21 protein-coding genes are annotated in these 24,487 nt (G+C 69.4%); 13 read left to right on the forward strand and 8 right to left on the reverse strand.

Annotated features, from left to right (window positions below; all coding sequences use genetic code 11):
* Nucleotides 1–266: 266 nt before the first annotated feature.
* Nucleotides 267–2,624 (reverse strand): glycoside hydrolase family 31 protein, encoded by a 2,358-nt coding sequence (locus Mterra_RS05960; protein WP_119314350.1) that lies wholly within the window; start codon nucleotides 2,622–2,624, stop codon nucleotides 267–269.
* A gap of 205 nt (nucleotides 2,625–2,829) precedes the next feature.
* On the opposite strand from Mterra_RS05960, the gene Mterra_RS05965 reads away from it, so the two are divergent.
* The 10 genes from Mterra_RS05965 to Mterra_RS06010 all read left to right on the forward strand — a co-directional run bounded on the left by Mterra_RS05965 (nucleotide 2,830) and on the right by Mterra_RS06010 (nucleotide 15,411).
* The gene (locus Mterra_RS05965) at nucleotides 2,830–3,873 is read left to right on the forward strand and encodes a LacI family DNA-binding transcriptional regulator (protein ID WP_245971542.1); all 1,044 of its coding nucleotides are present in this window, start codon (nucleotides 2,830–2,832) and stop codon (nucleotides 3,871–3,873) included.
* Nucleotides 3,874–3,890: 17 nt separating this feature from the next.
* The gene (locus Mterra_RS05970; RefSeq protein ID WP_119314352.1) at nucleotides 3,891–5,177 is read left to right on the forward strand and encodes an ABC transporter substrate-binding protein; all 1,287 of its coding nucleotides are present in this window, start codon (nucleotides 3,891–3,893) and stop codon (nucleotides 5,175–5,177) included.
* A gap of 244 nt (nucleotides 5,178–5,421) precedes the next feature.
* Nucleotides 5,422–6,273 carry a carbohydrate ABC transporter permease gene (locus Mterra_RS05975; RefSeq protein ID WP_119314353.1) on the forward strand — a complete coding sequence of 284 codons (852 nt, stop codon included), beginning with the start codon at nucleotides 5,422–5,424 and terminating at the stop codon, nucleotides 6,271–6,273.
* Entirely contained in the window at nucleotides 6,270–7,070 is an 801-nt protein-coding gene (locus Mterra_RS05980; protein WP_119314354.1) for a carbohydrate ABC transporter permease, read from the forward strand. Before Mterra_RS05975 ends, Mterra_RS05980 begins: the two co-directional genes overlap by 4 nt.
* A gap of 134 nt (nucleotides 7,071–7,204) precedes the next feature.
* Entirely contained in the window at nucleotides 7,205–8,269 is a 1,065-nt protein-coding gene (locus Mterra_RS05985) for an ABC transporter ATP-binding protein (protein ID WP_119314355.1), read from the forward strand.
* 2 nt (nucleotides 8,270–8,271) lie between these two features.
* Complete coding sequence (locus Mterra_RS05990; RefSeq protein ID WP_119314356.1) at nucleotides 8,272–9,555, forward strand: MGH1-like glycoside hydrolase domain-containing protein; 1,284 nt, start codon at nucleotides 8,272–8,274, stop codon at nucleotides 9,553–9,555.
* Nucleotides 9,556–9,669: 114 nt separating this feature from the next.
* Nucleotides 9,670–11,352 (forward strand): sugar phosphorylase, encoded by a 1,683-nt coding sequence (locus Mterra_RS05995; RefSeq protein ID WP_119314357.1) that lies wholly within the window; start codon nucleotides 9,670–9,672, stop codon nucleotides 11,350–11,352.
* 152 nt (nucleotides 11,353–11,504) lie between these two features.
* Nucleotides 11,505–12,551 carry a zinc-dependent alcohol dehydrogenase gene (locus tag Mterra_RS06000; protein ID WP_119314358.1) on the forward strand — a complete coding sequence of 349 codons (1,047 nt, stop codon included), beginning with the start codon at nucleotides 11,505–11,507 and terminating at the stop codon, nucleotides 12,549–12,551.
* The gene (locus tag Mterra_RS06005; protein WP_119314359.1) at nucleotides 12,548–13,537 is read left to right on the forward strand and encodes a Gfo/Idh/MocA family protein; all 990 of its coding nucleotides are present in this window, start codon (nucleotides 12,548–12,550) and stop codon (nucleotides 13,535–13,537) included. The genes Mterra_RS06000 and Mterra_RS06005 overlap by 4 nt, the downstream gene beginning before the upstream one ends.
* Complete coding sequence (locus tag Mterra_RS06010; protein WP_119314360.1) at nucleotides 13,534–15,411, forward strand: glycoside hydrolase family 36 protein; 1,878 nt, start codon at nucleotides 13,534–13,536, stop codon at nucleotides 15,409–15,411. The genes Mterra_RS06005 and Mterra_RS06010 overlap by 4 nt, the downstream gene beginning before the upstream one ends.
* Nucleotides 15,412–15,603: 192 nt before the next feature.
* Here Mterra_RS06010 and Mterra_RS06015 read toward each other — a convergent pair whose 3' ends face one another.
* From Mterra_RS06015 to Mterra_RS06040, 6 genes are all read right to left on the reverse strand, one after another.
* The gene (locus tag Mterra_RS06015; protein ID WP_119314361.1) at nucleotides 15,604–16,449 is read right to left on the reverse strand and encodes a carbohydrate ABC transporter permease; all 846 of its coding nucleotides are present in this window, start codon (nucleotides 16,447–16,449) and stop codon (nucleotides 15,604–15,606) included.
* Nucleotides 16,442–17,320, reverse strand: a complete 879-nt coding sequence (locus tag Mterra_RS06020; protein ID WP_119314362.1) for a carbohydrate ABC transporter permease — start codon at nucleotides 17,318–17,320, stop codon at nucleotides 16,442–16,444. Before Mterra_RS06020 ends, Mterra_RS06015 begins: the two co-directional genes overlap by 8 nt.
* Nucleotides 17,321–17,425: 105 nt before the next feature.
* Entirely contained in the window at nucleotides 17,426–18,694 is a 1,269-nt protein-coding gene (locus Mterra_RS06025) for an ABC transporter substrate-binding protein (RefSeq protein ID WP_119314363.1), read from the reverse strand.
* A 355-nt stretch (nucleotides 18,695–19,049) separates the two neighbouring features.
* Nucleotides 19,050–20,405 carry an NAD(P)(+) transhydrogenase (Re/Si-specific) subunit beta gene (locus Mterra_RS06030; protein ID WP_119314364.1) on the reverse strand — a complete coding sequence of 452 codons (1,356 nt, stop codon included), beginning with the start codon at nucleotides 20,403–20,405 and terminating at the stop codon, nucleotides 19,050–19,052.
* Nucleotides 20,406–20,462: 57 nt separating this feature from the next.
* The gene (locus tag Mterra_RS06035) at nucleotides 20,463–20,756 is read right to left on the reverse strand and encodes an NAD(P) transhydrogenase subunit alpha part 2 (RefSeq protein WP_119314365.1); all 294 of its coding nucleotides are present in this window, start codon (nucleotides 20,754–20,756) and stop codon (nucleotides 20,463–20,465) included.
* Nucleotides 20,757–20,774: 18 nt separating this feature from the next.
* On the reverse strand, nucleotides 20,775–21,899 hold the full coding sequence (locus Mterra_RS06040; protein WP_119314366.1) for a Re/Si-specific NAD(P)(+) transhydrogenase subunit alpha: 1,125 nt from the start codon (nucleotides 21,897–21,899) through the stop codon (nucleotides 20,775–20,777).
* Between the two features lie 96 nt (nucleotides 21,900–21,995).
* On the opposite strand from Mterra_RS06040, the gene Mterra_RS06045 reads away from it, so the two are divergent.
* Together Mterra_RS06045 and Mterra_RS06050 are read left to right on the forward strand one after the other, a co-directional pair.
* Nucleotides 21,996–22,889: a DMT family transporter gene (locus tag Mterra_RS06045; protein ID WP_119314367.1), complete on the forward strand. Its 894-nt coding sequence runs from the start codon at nucleotides 21,996–21,998 to the stop codon at nucleotides 22,887–22,889.
* 47 nt (nucleotides 22,890–22,936) lie between these two features.
* The gene (locus tag Mterra_RS06050) at nucleotides 22,937–23,587 is read left to right on the forward strand and encodes a TapB family protein (RefSeq protein ID WP_119314368.1); all 651 of its coding nucleotides are present in this window, start codon (nucleotides 22,937–22,939) and stop codon (nucleotides 23,585–23,587) included.
* 187 nt (nucleotides 23,588–23,774) lie between these two features.
* On the opposite strand, the gene Mterra_RS06055 is transcribed toward Mterra_RS06050, so the two are convergent.
* Complete coding sequence (locus tag Mterra_RS06055) at nucleotides 23,775–24,104, reverse strand: hypothetical protein (protein ID WP_119314369.1); 330 nt, start codon at nucleotides 24,102–24,104, stop codon at nucleotides 23,775–23,777.
* Nucleotides 24,105–24,170: 66 nt separating this feature from the next.
* Here Mterra_RS06055 and Mterra_RS06060 point away from each other — a divergent pair.
* Nucleotides 24,171–24,487 (forward strand): MFS transporter (locus tag Mterra_RS06060; RefSeq protein WP_119314370.1); only part of this gene is annotated, 317 nt, incomplete at its 3' end.

The raw sequence follows: 24,487 nt of genomic DNA on the forward strand, positions 1-24,487 counted from the left end.
GGTTAGGGGGGATAAACCCTCCCCGCGCGGGGAGGGTTTATCCCCCCTAACCCCCCTTGCTCAGGGGGGTGACAAGGCGTCTGGCGTTTGGCGTCTTGCGTTTGGCGCCCGACGCAGGACGTACGACCCGCGTCTTGCGTTTTGCGTCTTGCGTCTTACGTCTTGCGTCGTGCGTACGACGTAGGACGTACGACGTACGACCCGCCTCAGGCGCACGACCCGCACCCGGCGATCAGCCATCAGCCATCAACCCTCAACCACCAACCTCACCAGTGAACCTCCGCCGCCCCCGACGTGAGGTCCACGGTCAGCGTCTGGGTCTGCGGGTCGTAGTGGTGGACACTGGGGCCGCCCTGGGGCTCGCGCACGCCGTGGATCACGGCCTCGACGCGGTGGCGGGGCTGGCCGGAGCGGTCGGTGAAGGCCAGGCGCAGGGTGTAGCCGTCGTAGGTGCCCTCGAGCTCGCTCACCTGGCCCGGCCCGTAGCCCTCGCCCGCGTCCTCGAAGACCCGGCCGCGGATCTCGGGGCCTAAGCAGACCTGCCAGCGCAGCACTTCCCAGTAGGCGTCGGTGGTGTGGGGTTCGACCCGGGTGGTGGGAACGGCGCTGCCCGCCCGCTGGAACAGCGGGACGCGGTCGTGGGGGGTCGTCACGGGCAGGTGCAGCGGGCCCTCGAAGGTCTCGCCCGTCCAGAACTCCTGCCACTCGCCCTGCGGGAGGTAGACCAGGCGGTGCCGCTGGCCGGGGCGCAGCGCGGGGGCGGCCAGCAGGTCGCTGCCCCACATGAACTGGTCGTGCAGGACGGGGGCCTCGGGGTCTTGGGGGTGCTCGAGCACCATCGCCCGCATGGGCGGCAGGCCGGTGGCGACGGCCTCCTGGGCCAGGGTGTAGAGGTAGGGCAGCATCCGGTAGCGGAAACGCACCGCCTCGCGGATGGACTCCTCCCAGCGGGGGCCGAAGACCCAGGGCTCCTGGCGGCGGCTGGTCTTGCCGGAGTGGTTGCGCATGAAGGGGTAGAAGGCCCCCAGCCAGGTCCAGCGCGCCAGCAGCTCGCCGTCGGCGTGGGCCGAGAAGCCGCCGATGTCGGCCCCGGTGAAGGGCACCCCGCTCAGGCCCAGGTTGAGGATCATGGGGATGGAGCCTTCGAGGTGCTCCCAGTAGGAGTGGTTGTCGCCGGTCCAGACGAAGGCGTACTTCTGGATGCCCGCGAAGCCCGAGCGGGTGAGGAGGAAGGGGCGCTTGCCCGGCTCGAGCCGCCGCAAGCCCTCGTAGGTGGCCTGGCACATGCCGTAGCCGTAGAGGTTGTGCACCTCGGCGTGGTAGTGGTTGCCGTGGCGGGCGGAGTTGGGCAGGGTGCGGTTGTCCTTGGGGGGGGTCTGGCCGAAGACGCTGAAGGCGGCGGGCTCGTTCATGTCGTTCCAGATGCCCGCGACGCCCTGCTCGAGGTAGAAGCGGTGCAGCCCGCCCCACCACTCGCGCACCTCGGGGCGGGTGAAGTCGGGCCAGACGGCGGGGTCGGGCCAGACCTCGCCCCACAGCTCCTCGTCGCGGTGCGAGCGCACGAAGAACTGCCGGGCGTGGCCCTCCTCGTAGACCGGGTAACCGGCCTCCTTCTTGACGCCGGGGTCCACGATGGTCACGGTCTTGACGCCCATCTCCTGCAGGCTCGAGGTCAGCCGCTTGGGGTCGGGGAAGCGGCCCGGGGAGAAGGTGAAGACCTTGAAGCCGTCCATGTAGTCGATGTCGAGCCACAAGGCGTCGAGGGGGATGTCGCGGTCGCGGTACTCGCGGGCGATCTCCAGCGCGAGGCTCTGGTGGGTGTAGCTGTAGCGGCACTGGTGGTAGCCCAGCGCCCACAAAGGCGGCAGGCCGGCGCGGCCCACCAGCGCGGTGTAGTTGTGCACGACCTCCTTGAGGCCGGGGCCGGGGATGAGGTAGAGGTCGAAGGTGGGGCCGTCGGTGCGGAGGATGGTCTGGTGGTCCTCGGCGGAGGCCAAGTCGAAGACGGTGCGCCAGGTCTCGTCGAGGTAGAGCCCCCAGGCCTGCCCGCCCTCGAAGCCGATGAGGAAGGGGTGGGCCTGGTAGAGGGGGTCGGTGTCGGGGTAGTGGATGGGGTCGTCGGTGGCCCAGTTGGTCCAGGCGCGGCCCTTCTTGTCGAGGAAGCCGGTGCGCTCGCCCAGGCCGTAGTAGCGCCGCTCGGGCTTCTCCTTGACCAAGAGCGACATGCCCGCCCCCAGCGGCAGCCCGTCGTTGACCTCGTGGAAGGCGGTCCACTCGCTGGTGTGCCACACGCTCGACTTGCCGAGCTGCCCGAAGCGGTGGGCCTCGAGCTCCAGCGCCTCCAACCCCTCCCAGCGGAAGCCGAAGGGGTCGAGCCAGAGCTTGAGGTCGGGCACGCCCTCGGCCGTGCAGGTCATGTCGTCGTAGACGTTGAAGGGAAGGGGATTCAGCCCCTCGAGCACCCAGCTCCCCTTCTCGGCGTCCTCCAGGCGGTGCCAGACGAAGACCCGCCAGGCCTTGACCCCGGCTTTGTCCAACAACTGGACCCGGCCCTTGAAATAGGTGCCCTCGAGGTGAAGGGCATCGTCGCGGTAATGGAAGGCGTTGAATCGGACTTCGTGCATCGTTCTAAAATACCCGACTCACCCGGTGAATGCAGTTGGACGGGGTATAAACAAGCCCTCGGCGTGGGCGTGCCGGCGGGAATGGCGTCCGTGCCGGGGCTCGAGGCCGGGGGCTTGCCAAAGGGGCCGCGCGGTGCTAGGGTAGTGGAAAACGTTTACATCTCGTGCAGCAGCAGGCCCTTTCAGCCTGCACCCGGAGGGTGGTTTGCCGCGTAACCCTGCCCCAACCAGCGCCGACATCCGCAAGGTGGCCCAGGAGGCCGGGGTCTCCATCGCCACGGTGTCGCGGGTGCTCAACAACCCCCAGCGGGTGAGCGCGGCCACGCGGGAGCGGGTGCTCGAGGCCGCCGCGCGGCTGGGCTACCGCCCCAACCCGCTGGGGCAGCGCCTGCGCAAGGGCCGCGCCGAGACCGTGGGGGTGGTGATCCCCGCGCCGCAGGGGCGCTTCGCCGACTCCTTCTTCCTCGAGCTGCTCGCCGGGCTGGGCGAGGGGCTGTCGGGGGCGGGCCTCGACCTGCTGGTGACGACCAGCCCGCCCGGGCCGCAGGAGCTGGCGAGCTACCAACGCCTCGTCGAGGGCAAGCGGGTGGATGGCCTGGTGCTCGCCCGCACCCGCCAGCGCGACGAGCGCATCCTGTACCTGCTCGAGCACAAGGTCCCCTTCGTGGTCCACGGGCGCAGCGACCTCATCCACGAGCCCTTCCCTTTCCTCGACATCGACGGCGAGCGCGGCTTCCGCCAGGCCGCCCAGCACCTCATCGCCCTGGGGCACCGCGCCGTCGCCTTCGTCGGGGCACCCCACGAGCTCAACTTCGCCCAGCACCGCCTGGCGGGCTACCGGCGGGCGCTGGAGGAGGCCGGGATTCCCCTGCGGCGGGAGTGGGTGCTCGAGGGCGACCTGAGCGAGGAGAGCGGCTACCGCCTCACCCTGGCCCTGCTGGACCTGCCCCACCCCCCCACGGCCGTCCTCTGCGCCAACGACCTGATGGCCCTGGGGGCCCTGCGGGCCCTGCGCGAGCGCGGCCTCAAGGCCGGCCGGGAGGTCTCGGTCATCGGCTACGACGACATCCCCCAGGCCCACTACACCGACCCGCCCCTCTCCACGCTGCACCAGCCCTTCCGGGAGATGGGGCGGCGGCTGGTCGAGATGCTGCTGGCCCGGCTGGCCGGGACGCCGGCCGAGGAATTACGGGAGATCTGGGTGCCCGAGTTGATCCTGCGGGGGTCGGACGGACCGCCGCAAAGCTAGGCGAGAAGGAGGCAGGCATGAGGAAGAAGTGGATCGGCTTTAGCTTGGTCGGTGGGCTGCTGGTGGCGCTGGCCGCGGTGGTCGCGCAGCAGCCGTCGGTGCTGTTCGTCTCCACCCAGTTCACCCCCATCGAGGAGGCCCAGCGCATGCGCCAGGTCATCCTCAAGGACTTCTCCGGGCGCGTGGAGTTCATCCCCGAGGACAACGCCCCCTTCACCAACCGCATCCTCTCGGAGGCGCGGGCCGGGAAGGTGAACGTCAGCCTGGTCGGCGGGCTGCACGGCGACTTCCCGCCCCTCATCTCGGCCGGGTCGCTCGAGCCCGTAGACGACGTGATGAGCCAGCTCAAGGACCGCAAGTTCTCCCCCACCTTCGTCAACCTGGGCAAGATGGGCACGGGCAACCAGTACTACATCCCCTGGATGCAGGCGACCTACATCATGGTCGCCAACAAGCAGGCCCTGCAGTACCTGCCCGCCGGGGCCAACGTCAACACGCTGACCTACTCGCAGCTGCGCGAGTGGGGCGCCAACCTCCAGAAGGCCACCGGCAAGCGCCTGCTGGGCTTCCCCGCCGGGCCCCGCGGGCTGATGCACCGCTTCACCCAGGGCTACCTCTACCCCTCGTACACCAAGAGCGCGGTGAGCAAGTTCCGCAGCGACGAGGCGCACCGCATGTGGAGCGAGTTCAAGGCGTTGTGGCAGTACGTCAACCCCCAATCGACGACCTACGACTTCATGCAAGAACCCCTGCTGGCCGGCGAGGTCTGGGTGGCCTGGGACCACATCGCCCGCCTGCGCGACGGCCTGAACCAGAAGCCCAACGACTTCGTGGCCTTCCCCGCCCCCATCGGCCCCTACGGCCGCGGCTTCATGCCGGTGCTCGCCGGGCTCGCCATCCCCAAGGGTGCGCCCAACCGCGCCGGGGCCGTGGCCCTCATCGAGTACCTGACCCGCCCCGAGGTCCAGCTCACCACCCTGGTGGAGAACGGCTTCTTCCCGGTCATCCAGACCAAGCTCCCCGACAACCTCCCGCAGGGCACCCGCATGGGCGCCGACGCCATCGCCCGGCAGGCCCAGAGCAACGTGGCCCTGCCCAGCCTGCTCCCCGTGGGCTTGGGGGCCAAGGGCGGGGAGTACAACAAGGTCTTCCAGGACACCTTCGCCCGCATCATCCTGCGGGGCGAGGACATCCGGCGCGTGCTCGACGCCGAGGCCGCCAACCTCCGCCGCGTCATGAACGACACCAAGGCCCCCTGCTGGTCGCCCGACCCCGCCAGCAACGGCCCGTGCCCGGTGAATTAGCCCGAGGTCGATGGCTGATGGCCGGTGGTCGATAGCCGAAAGACGGAAGGCGTATGACTCGCAGCGTGTGGCTCGTGGTCACCCCTCCCCGCGGACGTCGAGGGTCGAGGGCCAAGGGGTCTGGCGTCTTGCGTCTTGCGTTTGGCGTGTTGCGTACGACGTAGGACGTACGACCCGCGCCCGGCTATCGACCATCCGCTATCGACCATCGACCCTTTTCAGCATTCGACACACAAAGGGGCTTATGCGGAGTGAACGGTACATCCCCTACGTGCTGATCCTGCCCAGCGTGCTGTTTTTGCTGTTTCTGTTCGCTTGGCCGCTGGTGGAGGCCCTGCTGCTGTCGGTGCGGGGCGGGGACGGGCGCTGGACGCTCGAGCACTTCCAGCGCATGGCCTCCGACCTCTACTTCAAGGACGCCGTGAAGTACACGGTGCTGCTGACGGTGGTGATGGTGCCGCTGCAGGTGGTGCTGGCGCTTTGCATGGCGATGCTGCTGGGCGGGATCAAAAGGGGCCGCGACCTGTTCTTGTACGTCTGGACCATCCCCCTGGGCATCTCCGACCTGGCGGCGGGCATCGTGTGGCTCTCGATCTTCACCGAGCGGGGCTACCTCAACAGCTTCCTGCAGGCGGTGGGGGTCATCCAGGAGCCGCGGCTGTGGCTGAGCTACGAGACCCCGGCCATGCTCTTCCTGGCGGTGGTGGCGGCGGAGGTGTGGCGGGCGACGGCCATCGTCTTCGTGATCCTGGTGGCGGGGTTGCAGCTCATCCCCAAGGAGTACGGCGAGGCCGCCGAGGTGTTCGGGGCGACCCCCTGGCGGCGGTTCTGGCGGGTCACGCTGCCCCTGCTGATGCCCAGCCTGCAGGTGGCGCTGATCCTGCGGACGATCCTGGCGCTCGAGGTCTTCGCGGTGGTGGTGGCGCTGGGAGGGCGCAACCTGCCGGTGCTGGCCGGGGAGGCCTACTTCTGGTACAACGCCTACCAGAGCCCCGGCGTGGCGGCGGCCTACTCGGTGCTGATCCTGGGCATCTCGGTGGCGGCGACGCTCGTGTACCTGCGGCTGATGCGCTCCAGGCAGGAGGCGGCCGCATGAACGCGCGCCTCGTCTACCTCACGCTCGCGGTGGTGCTGGCGCTGTGGGTGCTGGTGCCCATCTTCCTCATCGCCACGCTGGCCTTCAGCGACCGGGCCTCGGTGTTCGCCTGGCCCAAGGGCATCCTGCCGCAGCAGTTCTCGCTGGAGACCATCGCCTTCTTCTTCGGCGTCGAGGGGGTGGGCAAGGCCATCCGCAACAGCTTTTTGGTGGCGGGCCTCACGCTGGTTCTCTCCGTGCTGCTGGGCGCACCCGCCGGGTACGCCCTGGCCCGCTACCGCTTCGCCGGGGGCGACGCCTACCGCGTCCTCATCCTCATGACCCGGGCCTTCCCCCTGGCGATCCTGGCGATCCCGCTGGCGGTGCGCTTCATCAACCTGGGCCTCTACGACACCGCGCTGGGCGTGGCCCTGGTGCACACCGCCCTGGCCCTGCCCTTCGCGGTGCTGGTCACCAGCAGCCTCTTCCTGGGCATCCCCAAGGAGCTCGAGGAGGCCGCCTGGACGCTGGGCTGCACCCGCATCCAGGCCTTCCTCAAGGTGGTGCTGCCCCTGGCCCTGCCCGGGCTGGCCGCGACCGCCATCTTCGCCTTCGTGATCTCCTGGAACGAGGTCTTCGCCGCCACCTTGCTCACCCTGCGCGAGCGCACCCTCCCCGCCTTCCTCCTCACCGCCCTCAACGACTCCCCCCTCCCCTTCCGCTTCGCCGGGGGCTTCTTCCTGATCGTGCCCGCGCTGGTCTTCATCTTCGTGATCCGGCGCTACCTGTTCACGCTGTGGGGGATCGCCAACCGGTGAGGAGCTATCAGCGGTCAGCCATCAGCTCGTGGCGTGTCTAGGGTCCAGGGTCCAGGGTCGAGGGTCCAGAGCCGAGGCCCAAAGCGTCCCGCGTTTTGCGTCTTGCGTACGACGTACGACCCTAAAGGAGGCCTATGGCCGGAATCCGGGTGGAAAACATCGTCAAGCTCTTCGGCAAGGTGCGCGCCCTCAACGGGGTCTCGCTCGAGGTGCGCGACCAGGAGTTCGTGGTGCTGCTGGGCCCTTCGGGCTGCGGCAAGACCACGCTGCTGCGGATCATCGCGGGGCTCGAGCACGCCGACACGGGGCGCGTGTTCATCGGGGGGCGCGACGTGACGGCGCTGCCGCCGCGTTCGCGCAGGATCGCGATGGTCTTCCAGAACTACGCGGTCTTCCCCCACCTCACCGTCTACGAGAACATCGCCTTCGGGCTCAGGATGCAAAAGGCCTCGCCCGAGCGGGTCAGGGCGCAGGTGGACCGGGCCGCCACGCTCATGCACATCGAGGGGCTTCTGGGGCGCTACCCCGCGCAGCTCTCGGGCGGGCAACGCCAGCGCGTCGCGGTGGCGAGGGCCCTGGCCGTCGAGCCCGAGGTGCTGCTGATGGACGAACCCCTCTCCAACCTCGACGCGCTGCTGCGCCTGGAGATGCGGGCCGAGCTCAAGCGCCTGCTGGCCGAGAGCCGCACCACCACGCTCTACGTGACCCACGACCAGGTGGAGGCCATGAGCCTGGCCGACCGCATCGCGGTGATGAGCACGGGCAACGTGGTGCAGTACGACGTGCCCATGAAGATCTACCAGGAGCCCGCCGACACCTTCGTGGGCGGCTTCATCGGCAGCCCGCCGATGAACTTCCTCAGGCTGCCGGTGGAAGGGGCGCAGGCGAAGATCCAGACCCTGACCCTCGACCTCCCCGCCGCGCCGCAGGGCCGCGAGGTGTTGCTGGGGGTGCGGCCCGAAGACCTCGAGGCCCACCCCCAGCCCCAGCCGCAGAGCTTCCCCGCCGAGGTGCTGGTGGTCGAGCCGCTTGGGCCGCACCTGCTGCTCACCCTGGCCTACGAGGGGCAGCACCTCAAGGTCACGGTGCCCCCCGACTTCGAAGCCCGGCCCGGCCAGACGCTTTGGCTCAGGCCCCAGCCGGGCCGCCTGCGCTGGCACGACCCCGGAAGCGGGGAGGCGCTCACCCACGCGAGGTAGCCATGCAGACTCGAGAATCGCTGGATCAGGAAGCCATCCGCATCCTCAGGGCCAACGACCGGGGCGGCTTCACCGTGCCCACTGCCGGTCTCTACCCCTTCCAGTGGCTTTGGGACGCGGGTTTTACCGCGCTGGGCTGGATGAGGTTCGACGAGGCGCGGGCCTGGCAGGAGCTCGAGCTGCTCTTTGAGGGCCAGTGGCCCGGCGGGATGCTGCCGCACATCGTCTTCCACCGCCCTGAGGCCACCTACTTCCCCGGCCCCGACCGCTGGGGGGCCCCCCACACCCCGCCCACCTCGGGCATCACCCAGCCGCCGGTGGTGGCGACCTTCGTGCGCTGGATGCTCGAGCGGGCCCAGGATAAAGCGCTGGCGGAAGAAAAAACCCGCGCCCTCTACCCCAAGATCCTGGCCTACCACCGCTGGTTCAAGCGCGAGCGCGACCCGCACGACACCGGCCTCATGACCACCCTCCACCCCTGGGAGACCGGCGCCGACAACAGCCCGGCCTGGGACGAGGCCTTGGCCCGCGTGCCGGTAGACCCCCACCTCCCCCCCTACACCCGCCGCGACACCAGCCACGTAGACCCCAGCCAGCGCCCGCACAAGGCCGAGTACGACCGCTTCCTCTCGCTGCTCGAGGTCTACAAGCGCGCCGGCTACGACCAACTGCGCCTGCACCGCGAGTGCCCCTTCCGCGTGGTCAGCCTGCTCATCGACTGCGTGCTGCACCGCGCCAACCGCGACCTGCTGTGGCTTTCGCGGCGCTTCGGCTTCGGCGACGAGGCCGAGATCGAGGGCTGGCTCCGGGCCAGCGGGCCCGCTATCGAGGGCCTGTGGGACGAAGAAAGCGGGCTCTACCACAACCACGACCTCGTGCAGGACGCGCCCATCCGCGTCGGTACCAACGCCTCCTTCCTTCCGCTGTACGCGGGGACCGCCAGCCTGGAGCGGGCCGAGCGGCTGGCCCGTACCCTCGAGGCCTGGGGCCGCCAGGTGCGCTACCTGGTGCCCAGCACCGACCCCGCCCACCCCGAGTTCGAGCCCCAGCGCTACTGGCGCGGCCCGGTGTGGGCGGTGGTCAACCGCCTCGTCGCCACCGGCTTCCGCGAGTACGGCCACCTCGCCCTCGCCGAGCGCCTGCGCCAGGACACCCGCGAGCTGGCCGAACTCTCGGGCTTCAGCGAGTACTACCACCCCGTCAGCGGCGCCGGGCTGGGCGGGGGGAATTTCTCCTGGACGGCGGCGACGTGGCTGGACTGGGCGGCGGAGGGTGCTGATGGCTAAACGCCAAACGCAAGACGCCAGACCCCTTGGCCCTCGACCCTCGACGCCGGCGGCTGACGGCTGACCGCTGACGGCTGATCGCTAATGCCTCCCCGTAATATCTTTGTACTAACAATGCCGATTCCTTCCGAGATTGCCCACCGGATGTTGGAGCACCTCGAGTTCCTCTACCCGCCTCAGGCCTGGAGCGTGCTCGAGCGGTTGCAGAACCTGCTCGAGGCCTTCCCCAGGGCAGAGGCCAGCCCGGGCGTTGGGCGCTGGAGCGAGAAGGACGCCGTCCTCATCACCTACGGCGACCAGATCCAGGCGGAGGGCGAGCCGCCCCTGCGGACGCTGCACGGCTTTTTGCGCGAGCACCTGCAGGGGGTGTTCTCGGGGGTGCACATCCTGCCCTTCTACCCCTCCACCTCCGACGACGGCTTTAGCGTGGTGGACTTCAAGGCCGTCGAGCCGGAGCTGGGGAGCTGGCCGGACGTGGAGGCCATCGGCAAGGACTTCCGGCTGATGGTGGACCTGGTGTGCAACCACGTCTCGGCCTCGAGCCCCTGGTTCCAGGGCTTCTTGCAGGACGACCCCAAGTACCGCGACTACTTCATCGCCGTCGAGCCCGGCACCGACCTCAGCGCGGTGTTCCGGCCCCGCGCCCTGCCCCTGCTCACCCCCTTCCAGACCCCCAGCGGCGAGAAGCTGGTCTGGACGACCTTCTCCCCCGACCAGATCGACCTCAACTACGCCAACCCCGAGGTGCTGCTCGAGGTCGTCTCGGCGCTGCTGCACTACGTGCGCCACGGGGCGCAGCTCATCCGGCTCGACGCGGTGGGCTTCATCTGGAAGGAGGTCGGCACCTCCTGCATGCACCTGGAGGGCGCGCACCGCATCGTCAAGCTGCTGCGCCTGGCGCTCGACGCGGTGGCCCCCTGGGTGCTGCTCGTCACCGAGACCAACGTGCCCCACCGCGACAACGTCGCCTACTTCGGCGACGGGCAGGACGAGGCGCAGATGGTCTACCAGTTCCCGCTTCCGCCGCTGGTGCTGCACACCTTCCGCACCGGCGACGCCACCAAGCTCGCGCAGTGGGCTGCCGCCCTCGAGCCCCCCTCCCCCCACACCACCTTCTTCAACTTCCTCGCCTCGCACGACGGGCTGGGCGTGGTGCCCGCGGGCGGCATCCTCGAGCCCGTCGAGATCGCGGCCCTCATGCAGATGGCCCTCGACCACGGCGGCCGGGTCAACTACAAGGACACCCCCGACGGCCCGGTGCCCTACGAGCTGTGCCTGACGCTTTTCGACGCGCTCAACCACCCCTACCTCGAGGAGCCCGAGCCCGAAAGCCTGCAGATCGCCCGCTTCATGGCCGCCAACGCCGTCCTGCTCACCCTCCAGGGGGTGCCCGGCGTCTACGTCCACAGCCTCCTGGGCTCCCCCTCCGACCACGAAGCGCTCGAGGCCAGCGGCATCAACCGGCGGCTCAACCGGCACAAGTTCACCCAGGCCGAGCTCGACCAACTGCTCGGCGACCCCGGCTCGAGGGCCTCGAAGGTGCTGGCGGCCTACACCCACCTCCTGCGCGTGCGGGCCTCCCACCCCGCCTTCCACCCCAACGCCCCCCAGCAGGTCCTGCCCTCCAAGGAGGTGCTGCGCGTCGTGCGCGGCAGCGGCGAGCAGAGCGTGGGCTGCTACATCAACGTCACCGCCCGCTCGCAGGTGGTGAGCCGGGTGGGCCGCGACCTCCTCAGCGGGAAGTGGTTCACGGGCATCCTCAGGCCCTACCAGGTGGCGTGGGTGGTGGACAACTGAGGTCAGGACGTACGTCTTACGCCAATACGCCAACCGCTCACAGGACAGGGTGCTAGACATTTGCTATGAGCTATCCCACTATCGGCTATCCGCAGGTTCAGGCGTACGACCCGCGACGTACGACGTACGACCCCAACACTGAAAGGACCCCCGTGGCACGACGACTGATCTTCACCGCACCCCGCCAGATCGGCTTCGAGGACTACGACGACCCGCCCCTGGGGCCGGAGGAGGTGCGGGTGCGCACGCTCTACTCCGGGATCAGCGCGGGGACCGAACTCACCGCGTACCGGGGCACCAACCCCTACGTCCACAAGCGCTGGGACCCCGAGCGGCGGCTTTTCCTCGCCGACGCCGCCCCCAGCACGCCCTATCCCCTGCGCGGGTGGGGCTACGAGGAGGTGGGCGAGGTGGTGGAGGTGGGCTCCGGCGTGAGCGACCTCCTGCCCGGCACGCGCGTCTTCGGGGTGTGGAACCACACCACCCACGCCGTGCTGAGCGCGGCCTACCTGCGGCCCCGGCGGCTCCCCGAGGGCCTCGACCCCTTGCTGGGCATCTTCTCGCGCATCGGCTCCATCGCGCTCAACGGCGTCCACGACGCGCGCATCCGGCTGGGCGAGACGGTGGCGGTGTTCGGGCTGGGGGCGCTGGGCCAGATCGTGGCGCAGATGGCCCGGGCTTCGGGAGCCCAGGTGATCGGGGTGGACCTGCACCCGGCGCGCCTCGAGCTCGCCCGGAGGCTGGGCACCCCCGTCACCCTCGACGCCCGCGCCGGCAAGGTGGCCGAGGCCGTCAAGGACCTCACCGGCGGGCGCGGGGCCGACGTGTGCCTCGAGGTCACGGGCTCGACCCAGGCCCTCAACGAGGCCATCCGGGCGGCGGCCTACTCGGCGCGGGTGGTGGCGATGGGCTTCTTCCAGGGCGAGGCCCAGGGCCTGCGGCTGGGCGAGGAGTTCCATCACAACCGCATCAACCTGGTCTGCTCGCAGATCTCCGGCCCCGACCCCGAGCTCAAGTACCGCTGGGACGACGTGCGCCAGGCCCAGACCGCCATCCGGCTCCAGCACGAGGGCGTGCTCGACCTGCGCCCCCTCGTCACCCACGTCCGGCCCTTCGAGGAGGCCGCCGCGCTCTTCGAGGCCCTCGACCAGACCCCCGAGCAGGTGGTGCAGGCCGTGCTGGAGTTCCCACAACCATGAAGCGCCTGCGCGTCGGCATCCTCGGCTGCGGCGGCATCGCCCGCGCCCACGCGCGGGTGCTGCTCGAGCTGCAGGGCGAAGCCCGGCTCGTCGCCTGCTGCGACCGCAACCTGCACAAGGCCCAGGCCCTCGCCGCGGAGTTCACGAGCGGCGAGGCCGCCGTCTTCACCGACCACCACGCCCTGCTCGAGCACGCCGGCCTCGACCTCCTGGTCGTCGCCCTGCCGCCCTACGGCCACTCCGACGAGGTGGAGCAGGCCGCGCGGCGCGGGGTCCACCTGCTCATCGAGAAGCCCATCGCCCTCGAGCTCCCCCTGGCCTGGCGCATGGTGGAGGCCGCCGAGCAGGCCGGCATCAAGACCCAGGTGGGCTTCATGTACCGCTTCGGGGAGGCGCTCGAGCGCCTGCGGAGCCTGGACACCGGCCCCGTCGGGCTCGTCAGCGCCCGCTACTTCTGCAACGCCCTGCACGCCCCCTGGTGGCGCGACCGGGCCCGCTCGGGGGGGCAGATGGTCGAGCAGGTCATCCACCTCTTCGACCTGCTGCGCTACCTGCTGGGCGACCCCGTGACGGTCTACGCCAAGGCCGCCAACCTCTTCCACCGCGACACCCCCGGCTACACCGCCGAGGACGTGAGCGCCACCGTCGCCGCCTTCGAGGGCGGGGCGCTGGGCGTGGTCTACGCCACCAACGGCGCCATCCCGGGCCGCTGGATCAAGGACTTCCGCCTCGTCGCGCACAAGCTCACCGCCGACTTCACCGACCCCAACCACGCCACCTTTCACTTCACTACCGGCCCCGAGCAGCCCCCGCTCGAGGTCCGGTCGGCCCGCGACCTCTTCCTGGCCCAGATGCACGACCTCATCCGGGCCATCCGCGACGACCGCCCCGCCCGCACGCCCATCCGGGAGGGCGCGAAGTCGCTCGAGCTCGCCCTCGCCGCCCGCCGCTCCGCCGAGACCGGGCAGGAGGTGCGGCTGCGATGAGGCCGCTGCTCGAGGACCACACCCTGAGCCTGCGTTCGCCCCACCTCGCGCTGCGCCGCTGCTACCCGGTGGTGAACGGGACGACGCACTACGTCGAGCCCACGCACGTCCGGGAGGGCGCGCACGGGCTGAGCCTCGAGTACGCCCTCCCGGAGGGCCGCTTCGGCCTGGAGGCGCGGATACAGGGCGACCGCTGCCGGGTGAGCTACCGGCTCGAGGGCTCCCCCGCCGATCTCGTCCTCGACAGCTTCGGGCTGCACTTCGCGCGGCTGGAGGGCGTGCGGGCCGCCCTGCGCCAGGGATATCACAGCTGGGACGGGGCGGAGTACGCGGGGCTCGAGGCCGCCCCCCAACCCCGCACCGGCTACGCCCTGACGCAGTTGCTCCCCCGCGAAGGCCCGGGCAGCGCGGTGCTGGGCTTCGAGCGGCACGACCGCTTCCAGCACCGCTTCACGCTGGCCCCGGGCGGCCTGACCGTCGAGACCCTGTGGGACCGCAAGGCCCCTGGCCCCGGCGGGCGCTGCGAGGCGGAAACCCTGCTGGCCTTCGCCCACGCCGGGGTCGAGGAGGCGCTGCGGGAGTGGGCGCGGGCCGTCGCCCAGGCCGCCGACCCGCCCCCGCGCCTCCCCTCTGGGCCCATCACCGGCTGGTGCTCGTGGTACAACCTCTACGGCTCGATCAGCGAGGAGAACCTGCTCGAGCACCTGCAGGGCGCGGCGGGGGTAGCGGGGCGCGAAGGGCTGCCCATGCGGGTCTTCCAGATCGACGACGGCTTCACGCCCGAGATGGGCGACTGGCTCGAGGTCAGGCCGCAGTTCCCGCGCGGGATGAAGGCCCTGCTCGACGACGTCCGGGCCGCCGGCTTCGTCCCGGGGCTGTGGATCGCGCCCTTCGTGGTGGGCAACCGCAGCCGCCTCTACCGCCTCCACCCGGATTGGGTGGTGCGCGACCGGCACACCGGCGGGCCGCTGGTGCAGATGCGCTTTTACGGCGAGTTCCGCTGGCACAAGCGCAGCGAGGAGTACTACGTCCTCGACGCCACCCACCCCGAAGCGCTGGAGTACCTGCGCCGCGTCTTCCGCACCTGGCGGCAGGAGTGGGGCTGTGCCTACTTCAAGACCGACTTCATGTTCTTCGGCATGGAACACGGCCCCGACCGCGCCCTCCACCACACCCCCGGCCTCACCCGCGTCGAGATCTGGCGACGGGTGGCCCGGATGATCCGCCAGGAGATCGGCGAGGCGCTGTGGGTGGGCTGCGGCGCCCCGCTGTGGCCCTCGGTGGGGCTGGTGGACGGCATCCGCACCGGCCGGGACGTGGGGGCCGAGTGGCCGCCCGACGCCCGCGAACGGCTCCACGGGCTGGCGCTGCGCAACTTCGGCAACCACCTGCTGTGGGAGGCCGACCCCGACTGCGTGCTGCTGCGCGAGCGCTTCCACCACCTCAGCCCCCTCGAGCAGGAGTCCCTGGCCCGCTTCGCCGCGATGATGGGCGGGGTCATGCTCACCAGCGACGCGCTCGACGAGCTCTCCCCCGCCCGCCTCGAGCTGTGGCGGCAGTGCCTGGAGGCCGCCCCCGGCGGTTGCCGCTTCCCGCTGCTGGGCACCGGCGACCCGGTGCTCGTGCAGGTGCGCGGCGACCCGGCCCGCGGCGCGGCCGTCTTCCTCTTCAACCCCACCGGCGAGCCCGCCGCCCGGCGCTACACGCTGGCCGACCTCGGCCTCGAGCCCCCCCTCTTCGCCCTCGACCCGGCCAAAGGCCCCCTGGAGCAGGGCCCGCTCGAGGCGCTGACGCTCGAGCTCCCCCCACACCAGGGCACCCTGCTGTTCCTGAGCCACGAGCGGCTCGAGCACGCCCCCGAGCGGCTGCCGTGAGGGGGCAGCCGTCAGCCGTCAGCGGTGAGCGGGGCTCATGGCCCGCGGCCCGTGGCTCGCCGAGGGTCTAGGGCCTAGGGTCGGGGGCCAAGGCGTCTCGCGTCTGGCGTTTTGCGTCTTGCGTTTCGCGTACGACGTACGACCCGCCCCCGACGTTGGGCGTTCAGCTATCGGCTATCGGCCTCTAACAACCTACCCCTTCACCGCCCCCGCCGTCAGCCCCGCCACGATGCGCTGCTGGAACACCAGCACCATGATCACCAGCGGCACCGTCACGATCACCGAGGCCGCCATGATCGAGCCCCAGGGGATCTCGAAGGGCGTGGCCCCGCCGAAGGAGGCGATGGCGACCGGCACGGTCTTGGCCTGGTTGCCGATGGTGAAGGTCAGGGCGAAGAGGTACTCGTTCCAGGCCTGGATGAAGGCCAGCAGGCCGGTGGTGACCAGGCCGGGGCCGGTAAGGGGCAGCATCACCCGGATGAGGGTCTGCATGGGCGTGGCCCCGTCCACGTAGGCGGCCTCCTCGAGCTCCCGCGGCAGCCCCCGGAAGTACCCCGTCAGCACCCAGATGGTGAAGGGCAACGTGAAGAGCAGGTAGGAGAAGATCAGGCCGCCGTAGGTGTTGAAGAGGTCGAGCTGGCGCAGCAGCACGAACATGCCCGAAAGCACCGAGACCTGGGGGAACATGGTCATAGCCAGCACGATGTAGAGCACCGCGTTGCGCGGGGGAAAGCGCAGGCGGCCCAGCGCGTAGGCCGAGAGCACGCCCAGCACCAGCGAGATCAAGGTGGCGAAGCCCGCGACGATGAGCGAGTTGACCAGGTTGCGCCCGAAGGCCGCGCCGCTGAAGACGTTCTCGTACTGCGAGAGCGTGAAGGGGATGGGCAGGAAGCTGGGGTTGGAGCTGAACAGCGCGTCGCTGGGCTTGAAGCTCGAGATCACCGCCCAGTAGAAGGGGAACACGCTGTAGACGACCACGAACACCACCAGCGCGTAGAAGAGGACGCGCCGGATGATGAGCCACGGGCCCTTAGTCATTGCGGCTCACCCCCCCCACGAAGCGCATGTACAGCACCACGAAGACCATGATGATCACCAATATCGCCACCGACACCGCCGAGCCGTAGCCCAAATCCTGGAAGTCGATGAGGGTCTGGCGGTTGTAGACCGCGAGGCTCTTGGTGGCGGTGTTCACCCCCGTCATCACGAAGATCACGTCGAAGACCCGCAGCGCGTCGAGGGTGCGGAAGATCAGGGCCACCACCAGCGCGGGGGTCAGGAGGGGCAGGGTCAGGGTCCAGAACTGCTGCCACTTGCTCGCGCCGTCGATGTCGGCAGCCTCGTAGATGTCGGAGGGGATGAGCTGGAGGCCCGCCAGCAGCAGCAGGGCCATGAAGGGGGTGGCCTTCCACACGTCCACGGCGATGATCGCGGGCAGCACCAGGTTGGGGTTGGCTAAGAAGGCCACCTTGGTGCTCAGGATGCCCAGCTTGGTCCCGATGACGTTGATCACGCCGTAGATGTCGTTGAGCATCCACTGCCACATCTTGGCCGAGACCACCGTGGGGATGGCCCAGGGGATGAGGATGGCGGTGCGCACCAGCCCGCGCCCCTTGAAGTTGGAGTGCACGATGAGGGCGATAGCCAGGCCCAGGATGGTCTCGAGGCCCACCGACCAGAACGTGAACTGCAGCGTGTTCCAGAAGGCCTGGCGGAAGTCGGGGTCCCGCAGCAAAAAGAGGTAGTTCTCAAAGCCCACGAACTCGGGCTGTTCCACGAAGGCGATGTCCGCTTTGAAAAAGGAGTAGTAAAACACCTGAGCCAGGGGATACCCCGCCACCAGGGCCACCACCAGCAAGGTGGGCAGCACCAGCAGCCAAGCCAAGCGGGTTTGACGGACACTCAGCATTCTTCACCTGCCTCCATCGGCAATTCCACAGCCTCCCGTGTTGCTCGATCGAAAGCATAACGAAAAAGCGGGGGGCTGGAATATCCAGCCCCCGTCGCCCCAGCCTTAGCGCAGGATGCGCTGCAGCTTGGTCTCGATCTCCTTCAGGGCCACGTCGGCGGCTTTCTGGCCGCTGATGACCTCGTGGACGCCGGTCCAGAAGGCTTCGGAAACCTGGTTGTACTTGGCGCCGGCCACGCCCGAGGGGCGGCCCACGGCGTTCTGGAACACCGGCAGCAGGTCCTTGAACCAGGCGTTCTTCGCCAGCACGTCCTTGTCGTTGTAGAGCGCCGGGCGGGTGGGCAGGCGGGACAGGTTGATGGCGTTGTCCTTCTGCACCTCCACGCTGGTGAAGTAGCGCACCAGGTCGGCGGCGACCTTCTGGTTCTTGGAGTAGGCCGAGACCATGAGCTGCCAGCCGCCCAGGGTCGCGGCGTTCTTGCCGCTGGCGCCGGGGCCCTTAGGCAGCACGGACACGCCGATCTTGCCCTTGACGGGGCTGCCGTCGGCCTGGCCGAGCGCGTAGGCGTAGGGCCAGTTGCGCATGAAGGCGGCGTTGCCGTTCTGGAAGGCGTTGCGGGCTTCCTCCTCGGCGTAGCTGGTCACGCCGGGAGGGGCGATCTTGCCGACCCAGCCGCGCACGGTGGTGAGGGCGGTGCGGGCGTTGGCGTTGTTGATGGAGATCTTGCCGTCGGGCTCGACCACCAGGCCGCCGCCGAAGGAGTAGATCCACTCGAGCGCGTCGCAGGTCAGGCCCTCGTAGCTCTTGCCCTGGAACACGAAGCCCCAGAAGTCCTTGTTGTTGGCGCGCTCGCCGGCCTGGATCTTGGTCGCCATGGCCTCGAGCTCGGCCCAGGTGGCCGGGGGCTTGGAGTAGCCGTACTTCTGCAGCAGGTCGGTGCGGTAGTACAGCAAGCCGGCGTCGGTGAAGAAGGGGATCGAGGTGAGCTTGCCCTTGATGGTGTTGTTCTCCACGATGCGCGGGAAGAACTGCGCGAGCTCTTGCTGGGTGAAGAACTGCTTGAGGTCGGCGGCGTGCGGGGCCACGATGCCCGGCCAGATCACGTCGATCATGTACACATCGACGTCGGGGCTCTTGGCCGCCCAGTACTGCTGGTAAAGCGCCAGGCGGTCGTTGGTGTCGGCGGGCGAGTCGATGTACTCGATCTTGTTCCCGGTCTTCTTGGCCCACTCCTCGGCCTTGGCCTTCATCCACCGGCCACCCTCGCCCACCGCAGTGGAATCCCCCGCCACGCGGATGGTCACCCCTTGAGCCAGGGCAGCGGCACCCACCGTCAGCGACAGGGCCACGATCAGCCACTTGCTTGCCTTCATTGACTCCTCCTTACCATGGAAGCGTTTCCAGCAGCCCACTGCACGCAAACGGCGACCGCCCGATTGACCAAATTCTTTTTTGGTATTCGCTCCGCGTGCCAAAAACTGTTGGAATTGCTTCCGGGCTGCACATTACCGCCCACCACACGTCCGTGTCAAGCCCTGGGTCTGCATTTTTCACCGGAATTAGCCGTCAGCGACCAGCCGCCCGCCGTCAGCTCACGCCCCGTGGCTCGTGGCCTGTCGAAGGCCAAGGCGTCTTGCGTACGGCGTACGACGTAAGACGTACGACCCACCCCCAGCGTCTTGCGTTTTGCGTTTTGCGTTTCCCGTCCTGCGTTCAGCCACCGCCCCTCTACAACCTCTTCAACGCCTGCACCAGCTTGCCCAAGACGTCCTGGGCGTCGCCGTAGAGCATGCGGGTGTTGTCGGCGTAGAACAGCTCGTTCTCCACCCCGGCGAAGCCTTTGCCCTGGCCGCGCTTGACCACGATGGCGTTGTGGGCCTTGTCCACGTCGAGGATGGGCATGCCGTAGAGCGGGGAGCCCTTGCGGTGGGCGGCGGGGTTTACCACGTCGTTGGCCCCGATCACCACGGCCACGTCGGCGGTGGGGAACTCGGGGTTGATCTCCTCGAGGTCGAAGAGCTTCTCGTAGGCCACCCCGGCCTCGGCCAGCAGCACGTTCATGTGGCCGGGCATGCGGCCGGCGACGGGGTGGATGGCGTACTTGACCTCGATGCCCTTGGCCTCGAGCAAGTCGGAGAGCTCGCGCAGCTTGTGCTGGGCCTGGGCCACCGCCATGCCGTAGCCGGGCACGAAGATCACCTTGGAAGCGTAGCCCAGCATCACCGCGGCGTCCTCGAGGTCGATGGGCTTGAGGCTGCCCTTGACCTCGCCCCCCGCCTGCTCGACCCCGAAGCCCCCCAGCAGCACGCTGGCGATCGAGCGGTTCATGGCCCGCGCCATCAGTACGGTGAGCAGCGTGCCCGCCGCGCCCACCACCGTCCCCGCCACGATCAGGGCCGGGTTGCCGATGGCGAAGCCCTCGAAGCCCACCGCCAGCCCGGTGAAGGCGTTGAACAGCGAGATCACCACCGGCATGTCCCCCCCGCCGATGGGCAGGGTCATCAGCACGCCGAAGGCCAGCGCCGCCACGAAGAACAGCAGGATGTACAGCCCCGCGTCGTCGCGCAGCACCCACACCCCCACCGCCACCGCCAGCAGCAGCACGGCGAGGTTGACGGGGCGCTGGAGGGGGAAGATCAGGGGGCGGCTGCTGGTGAGGCCCTGCAGCTTGGCGAAGGCCATGAGGCTGCCGGTGAAGGAGACCGAGCCGATGAGGGCCCCCAGCAACGCCAGCCCCATCAGGCCGGTGCTCTCGAATTCCCCGCGCAGCAGCTCGACCGCGGCGATGGCCGCCGCCGCGCCGCCGCCCATGCCGTTGTAGATGGCCACCATCTGCGGCATGTCGGTCATGGCGACCCGCTTGGCCGCCACCCAGGCGATCACGGTGCCCAGCACCAGCGCCACGACCATCAGGCCGAAGTTCCGCATGCCCGGCGTGAGGAAGGTCACCAGGGTGGCCGCGACCATCGCGAGCCCCGCCCACACGATGCCGCTGCGGGCGGTGCCGGGCGCCGCCATGCGCTTGAGGCCGAGGATAAAGACCAGCGCGGTGAGGAAATAGGCGAGTTGGACGAAGGTATCCATAAGAAGACGCCGACGGCCGGTGGTCGCTAGCTCGGGCGATGGACCACCGGCGACGGACTACTGACCCCCCTTCGGCTTCCGCTCGAACATCTCGAGCATCCGCTCGGTGACGGCGTACCCCCCGGCGGCGTTGGCCGCGCCCAGCACCACGCCCACGAAGCCGATGGCCTGCTCGAGCAGGGTGTCGGCGTGGCCCAGCACCACCATCGCCCCCACCAGCACGATGCCGTGGATGAAGTTGGAGCCCGACATCAGCGGGGTGTGCAGGATCACGGGGACCCGGCTGATGACCTCGTAGCCGGTGAAGGCGGCCAGCAGGAAGATGTAGAGCGCTGCCCAGGTGCTATCCACAGTTCGGACCTCCGGTTCTCAGGCCCCCACCAAGAGCCTGGTGGGGCCGTGGGTGATCTCGTGCCGGTGGGTGAGCAGCGCCCCGGCCAGGATCTCGTCGGACCAGTCGGGGGCGAGCTCGCCGTTCTTGAGGAGGAGCTTGCAGAGGTTGTAGAGGTTCTTGGCGTACATCTCGCTGGCGTGGACGGGCAGCTCGCTGGGCAGGTTGAGCGGCCCGGCGACGCGCACCCCGCCGGCCTCTACGGTCTCGCCGGGGCGGGTCAGCTCGCAGTTGCCCCCCGACTCCGCCGCCAGGTCCACGATCACCGAGCCCGGCGCCATGCGGCCCACCATCTCGGCCGTGACCAGCACCGGGGCCCGGCGGCCGGGGATCTGGGCGGTGGTGATCACCACGTCCATCTGGCCGACCTGGCGGGCGAGGGCCTCGAGCTGCATGGCCTGCTCCTCGGCGGTGAGCTCGCGGGCGTAGCCGCCCTCCCCCTCGGCGCTGATGGGCAGCTCGATCACCTTGGCCCCCAGGCTCAGCGCCTGCTCCGCCGCCGCCTTGCGCACGTCGTAGGCCCAGACGTTGGCCCCCAGGCGCTTGGCGGTGGCGATGGCCTGGAGGCCGGCCACCCCCACCCCCATCACCAGCACCCGCGCGGGGCGGATGGTCCCGGCGGCGGTGGTGAGCATGGGGAAGAAGCGGCTGGAGAGCTGCGCCGCGATGAGGGCGGCGCGGTAGCCCGCCACCGTGGCCTGCGAGGAGAGCGCGTCCATGCTCTGGGCGCGGGTGATGCGGGGGATGAGCTCCATCGCCAGCGTGCTGATGCCCCAGTCCGCCAGGGCCTCCACCCGCTTGGGGTCGCGGTGGGGGTATTGGAAGCCGATCAGGATGGCCTCGTGCGAGACGCGCGGCAGCGCGGAGGCCTCGAGCGGCCCCACCGTGAGCACGACCTGGGCCCCCTCGAGCACCGCCTCCGCCGGGACAACCTCGGCCCCCGCCTGCCGGTAGGCCTCGTCCGTGAAAAAGGCCGATGCCCCGGCACCGGCCTCGAGCCGCACCGCACAGCCCTCCTTGACCAGCCGGGCCACCACCTCCGGGGTAAGGGCTACCCTGCGCTCGCCGGGCGCGGTTTCCTTTGGCACCGCGATCTGCACCATAGCTGCCTCCGATTGACGCCAACTGGCCTGAGTATACCCATGCTTCCTACCACCTGAACCCAGGACAGATGCCCTACGCGGGATACAATCAGGCCCGTGCGACCCGGCAACCTCACCCTCGCGCTCGTCCTGGGCGCCGGCGTTCTGGCGATCTCCTTCGGCTCGGTTTTGGTGCGGCTCGCCACCGGAGCCGCCGGCTCCGAGAGCCCGGGCTTGAGCCTGGCGATCAGCGCCCTGCGGCTAACGGCGGCCTCGCTGCTGCTGCTTCCCGCCTGGCGGGCGCTGCGGGGGGCGCGGCTGGGGCGCGGGGCCTGGGTCTACGCCGTGCTGGCCGGGGTCTTCCTGGCGCTGCACTTCGCCACCTGGATCACCTCGATCTCCTTCACTTCCATCGCCGTGAGCACCACGCTGGTCAACACCAACCCCATCTGGGTCGCCCTCATCGCCTGGCTCTGGCTGCGGCAGCGCCCCAGCGGCCTCACCCTGGCGGGGATCGCCGTGGCCTTCGCCGGGGGCGTGGTGATCGCCCTGGCCGACAGCTCCAACCCCGGCCCCAACCCCACCCTGGGCAACCTGCTGGCCCTGCTCGGGGCCCTGGCGGCCTCCTGCTACTTCCTGCTGGGGCGCGAGGCCCAGCAGCGGGGCTTCGGCATCGGGCTCTACGCGGCGGTGGCCTACAGCACGGCCGCGGTGGTCCTGCTGTTGCTGCCGCCCCTCTTCCAGACCGGCCTCACCGGCTATCCCCCCATGTTTTACCTGTGGGTGCTGCTGATGGCGCTGATCCCCCAGCTGGTGGGCCACACCAGCTTCAACTGGGCGGTGCGGTGGATCAGCCCGGTGATCGTGACGCTGGTGATTTTGCTCGAGCCCATCGGCGCCAGCCTGCTGGCCTTTGCGCTGTTCGGCGAATTGCCCGGCCCGCAGGTGCTGGCCGGGGCGGTGGTGATGCTGGCGGGGGTGGTGCTGGCGGTGCTGGGCAACCGCTCTTAACGCTCGAGTAACAGCCGCGCGGTAGTGTAGGGCTTGGAGGGACCGACATGAAGCATTGGGCCATACTCCTGCTGAGCATTGCCGCCTTCGGCCTGGGCTGGGCCAAGTGCGACCACCCCTATTACCCCGTGCGCGAGGGCTGGACCTGGACCTACAAGCAGAGCGGCCAGGTCAACGAGACCTACAGCCTCACCGTCACCAACGTCAGCGACCAGGGCTTCACCCTGCGCTACACCACCAAGGAAAGCTCCTTCGAACTGCGCTGGCGCTGCGACGCCAACGGTCTGATGTCGCTCGACCAGGGCTCCTTCGGCCAGAACCAGGGCTTCAAGCTCGAGACCACCAACGCCAAGGGGGTGGCGATCCCGTCCCAATTCCGCGTGGGCCTGGCCTGGACCTACAGCTACGACCTCAAAGGCAGCTTCGACAGCGGCGGCCAGAAGATGACCATGACCGGCAAGTCCAGCACCGACGCCAAGATCACGGCCCGCGAAGCCGTCAAGGTTCCCGCGGGCACCTTCCAGGCCTTCAAGGTCGAGACCACCACCAAGACCGAGATGGCGATGAACGTCGGCGGCCAGAGCCAGCCCATGCCCGCCCAGAGCTTCGGCGGGACCACCTGGTACGCGGAGGGGGTCGGCATGGTGAAGTCGGTGATGGCGGGGATTACGACGGAGTTGGTGTCGCTGAAGAAGTAGCCGATAGCCGATAGCCAAACGCAAGACGCAAGACGCAAAACGCTAAACGCGGGTCGTACGTCCTACGTCGTACGCGAGACGAAAGACGCCTTTTCTTCACCCCCCTTGGCAAGGGGGCCAGGGGGGATATTCCTTGCCCCGGCGCCGGGGAGGGGTGTTCCTTTCGCCACTAGCCATGGGCCTTTCCTCACGTCAGACGGATCCACAGCCAGACGCCTAGGGCGAACGCTGTAGCCAGGCCGAGGACGGCGCGGAAGGTGCGGATGAGCAGGTGGGCGCCGAAGAAGAGCACGGCCCCGGTTCCGGCCATCACGGCCCCGGCGAAGGAGAGCCTCGAGGCCACCCCTTCCACGAAGCCGCCGAGGTCGATGCGGACGCGCAGGAGGTTCTGGCTGAGGGCGGGGTCGGGCGGGTGGTTGGCGACGAAGAGGGCGGCCCAGGCCACCAGGGCGCCCAGGACGATCAGGAGGCCGCCGAGCAGCTCGAGCCAGAGGGTGGAGCTCAGGGTCGGGCGCATGGGACTAGCCTACGGCCTCGAGGCCGAACCCCGAAACGCCGGCGTGGGCGGTAGGATGATCGCGTCATGCCCGCTGCCTTGCGCGTCTTCGTGGTGCTGCTGTTGGCCTACTTCCTCTCCTACTTCTTCCGCTCGGCCAACGCGGTCATCTCCGCCGACCTCCAGCGCGACCTGGGGCTCTCCCCTGCCCAGCTCGGCCTGATGACCAGCCTCTTCTACCTCGCCTTCGCGCTGGTCAACCTGCCCCTGGGCTCGCTGCTCGACCGCTACGGGCCGCGCTTCGTCCACCCCGCGCTGATGCTGGCGGGGGCGGCCGGGGCTTACGTCTTCGCCAACGCGCAGAGCTTCGAGGTGCTCTCGCTGGGGCGGGCGTTGCTGGGGGT

It is taken from the genome of Calidithermus terrae, assembly GCF_003574345.1.
Lineage (GTDB): Bacteria > Deinococcota > Deinococci > Deinococcales > Thermaceae > Calidithermus > Calidithermus chliarophilus.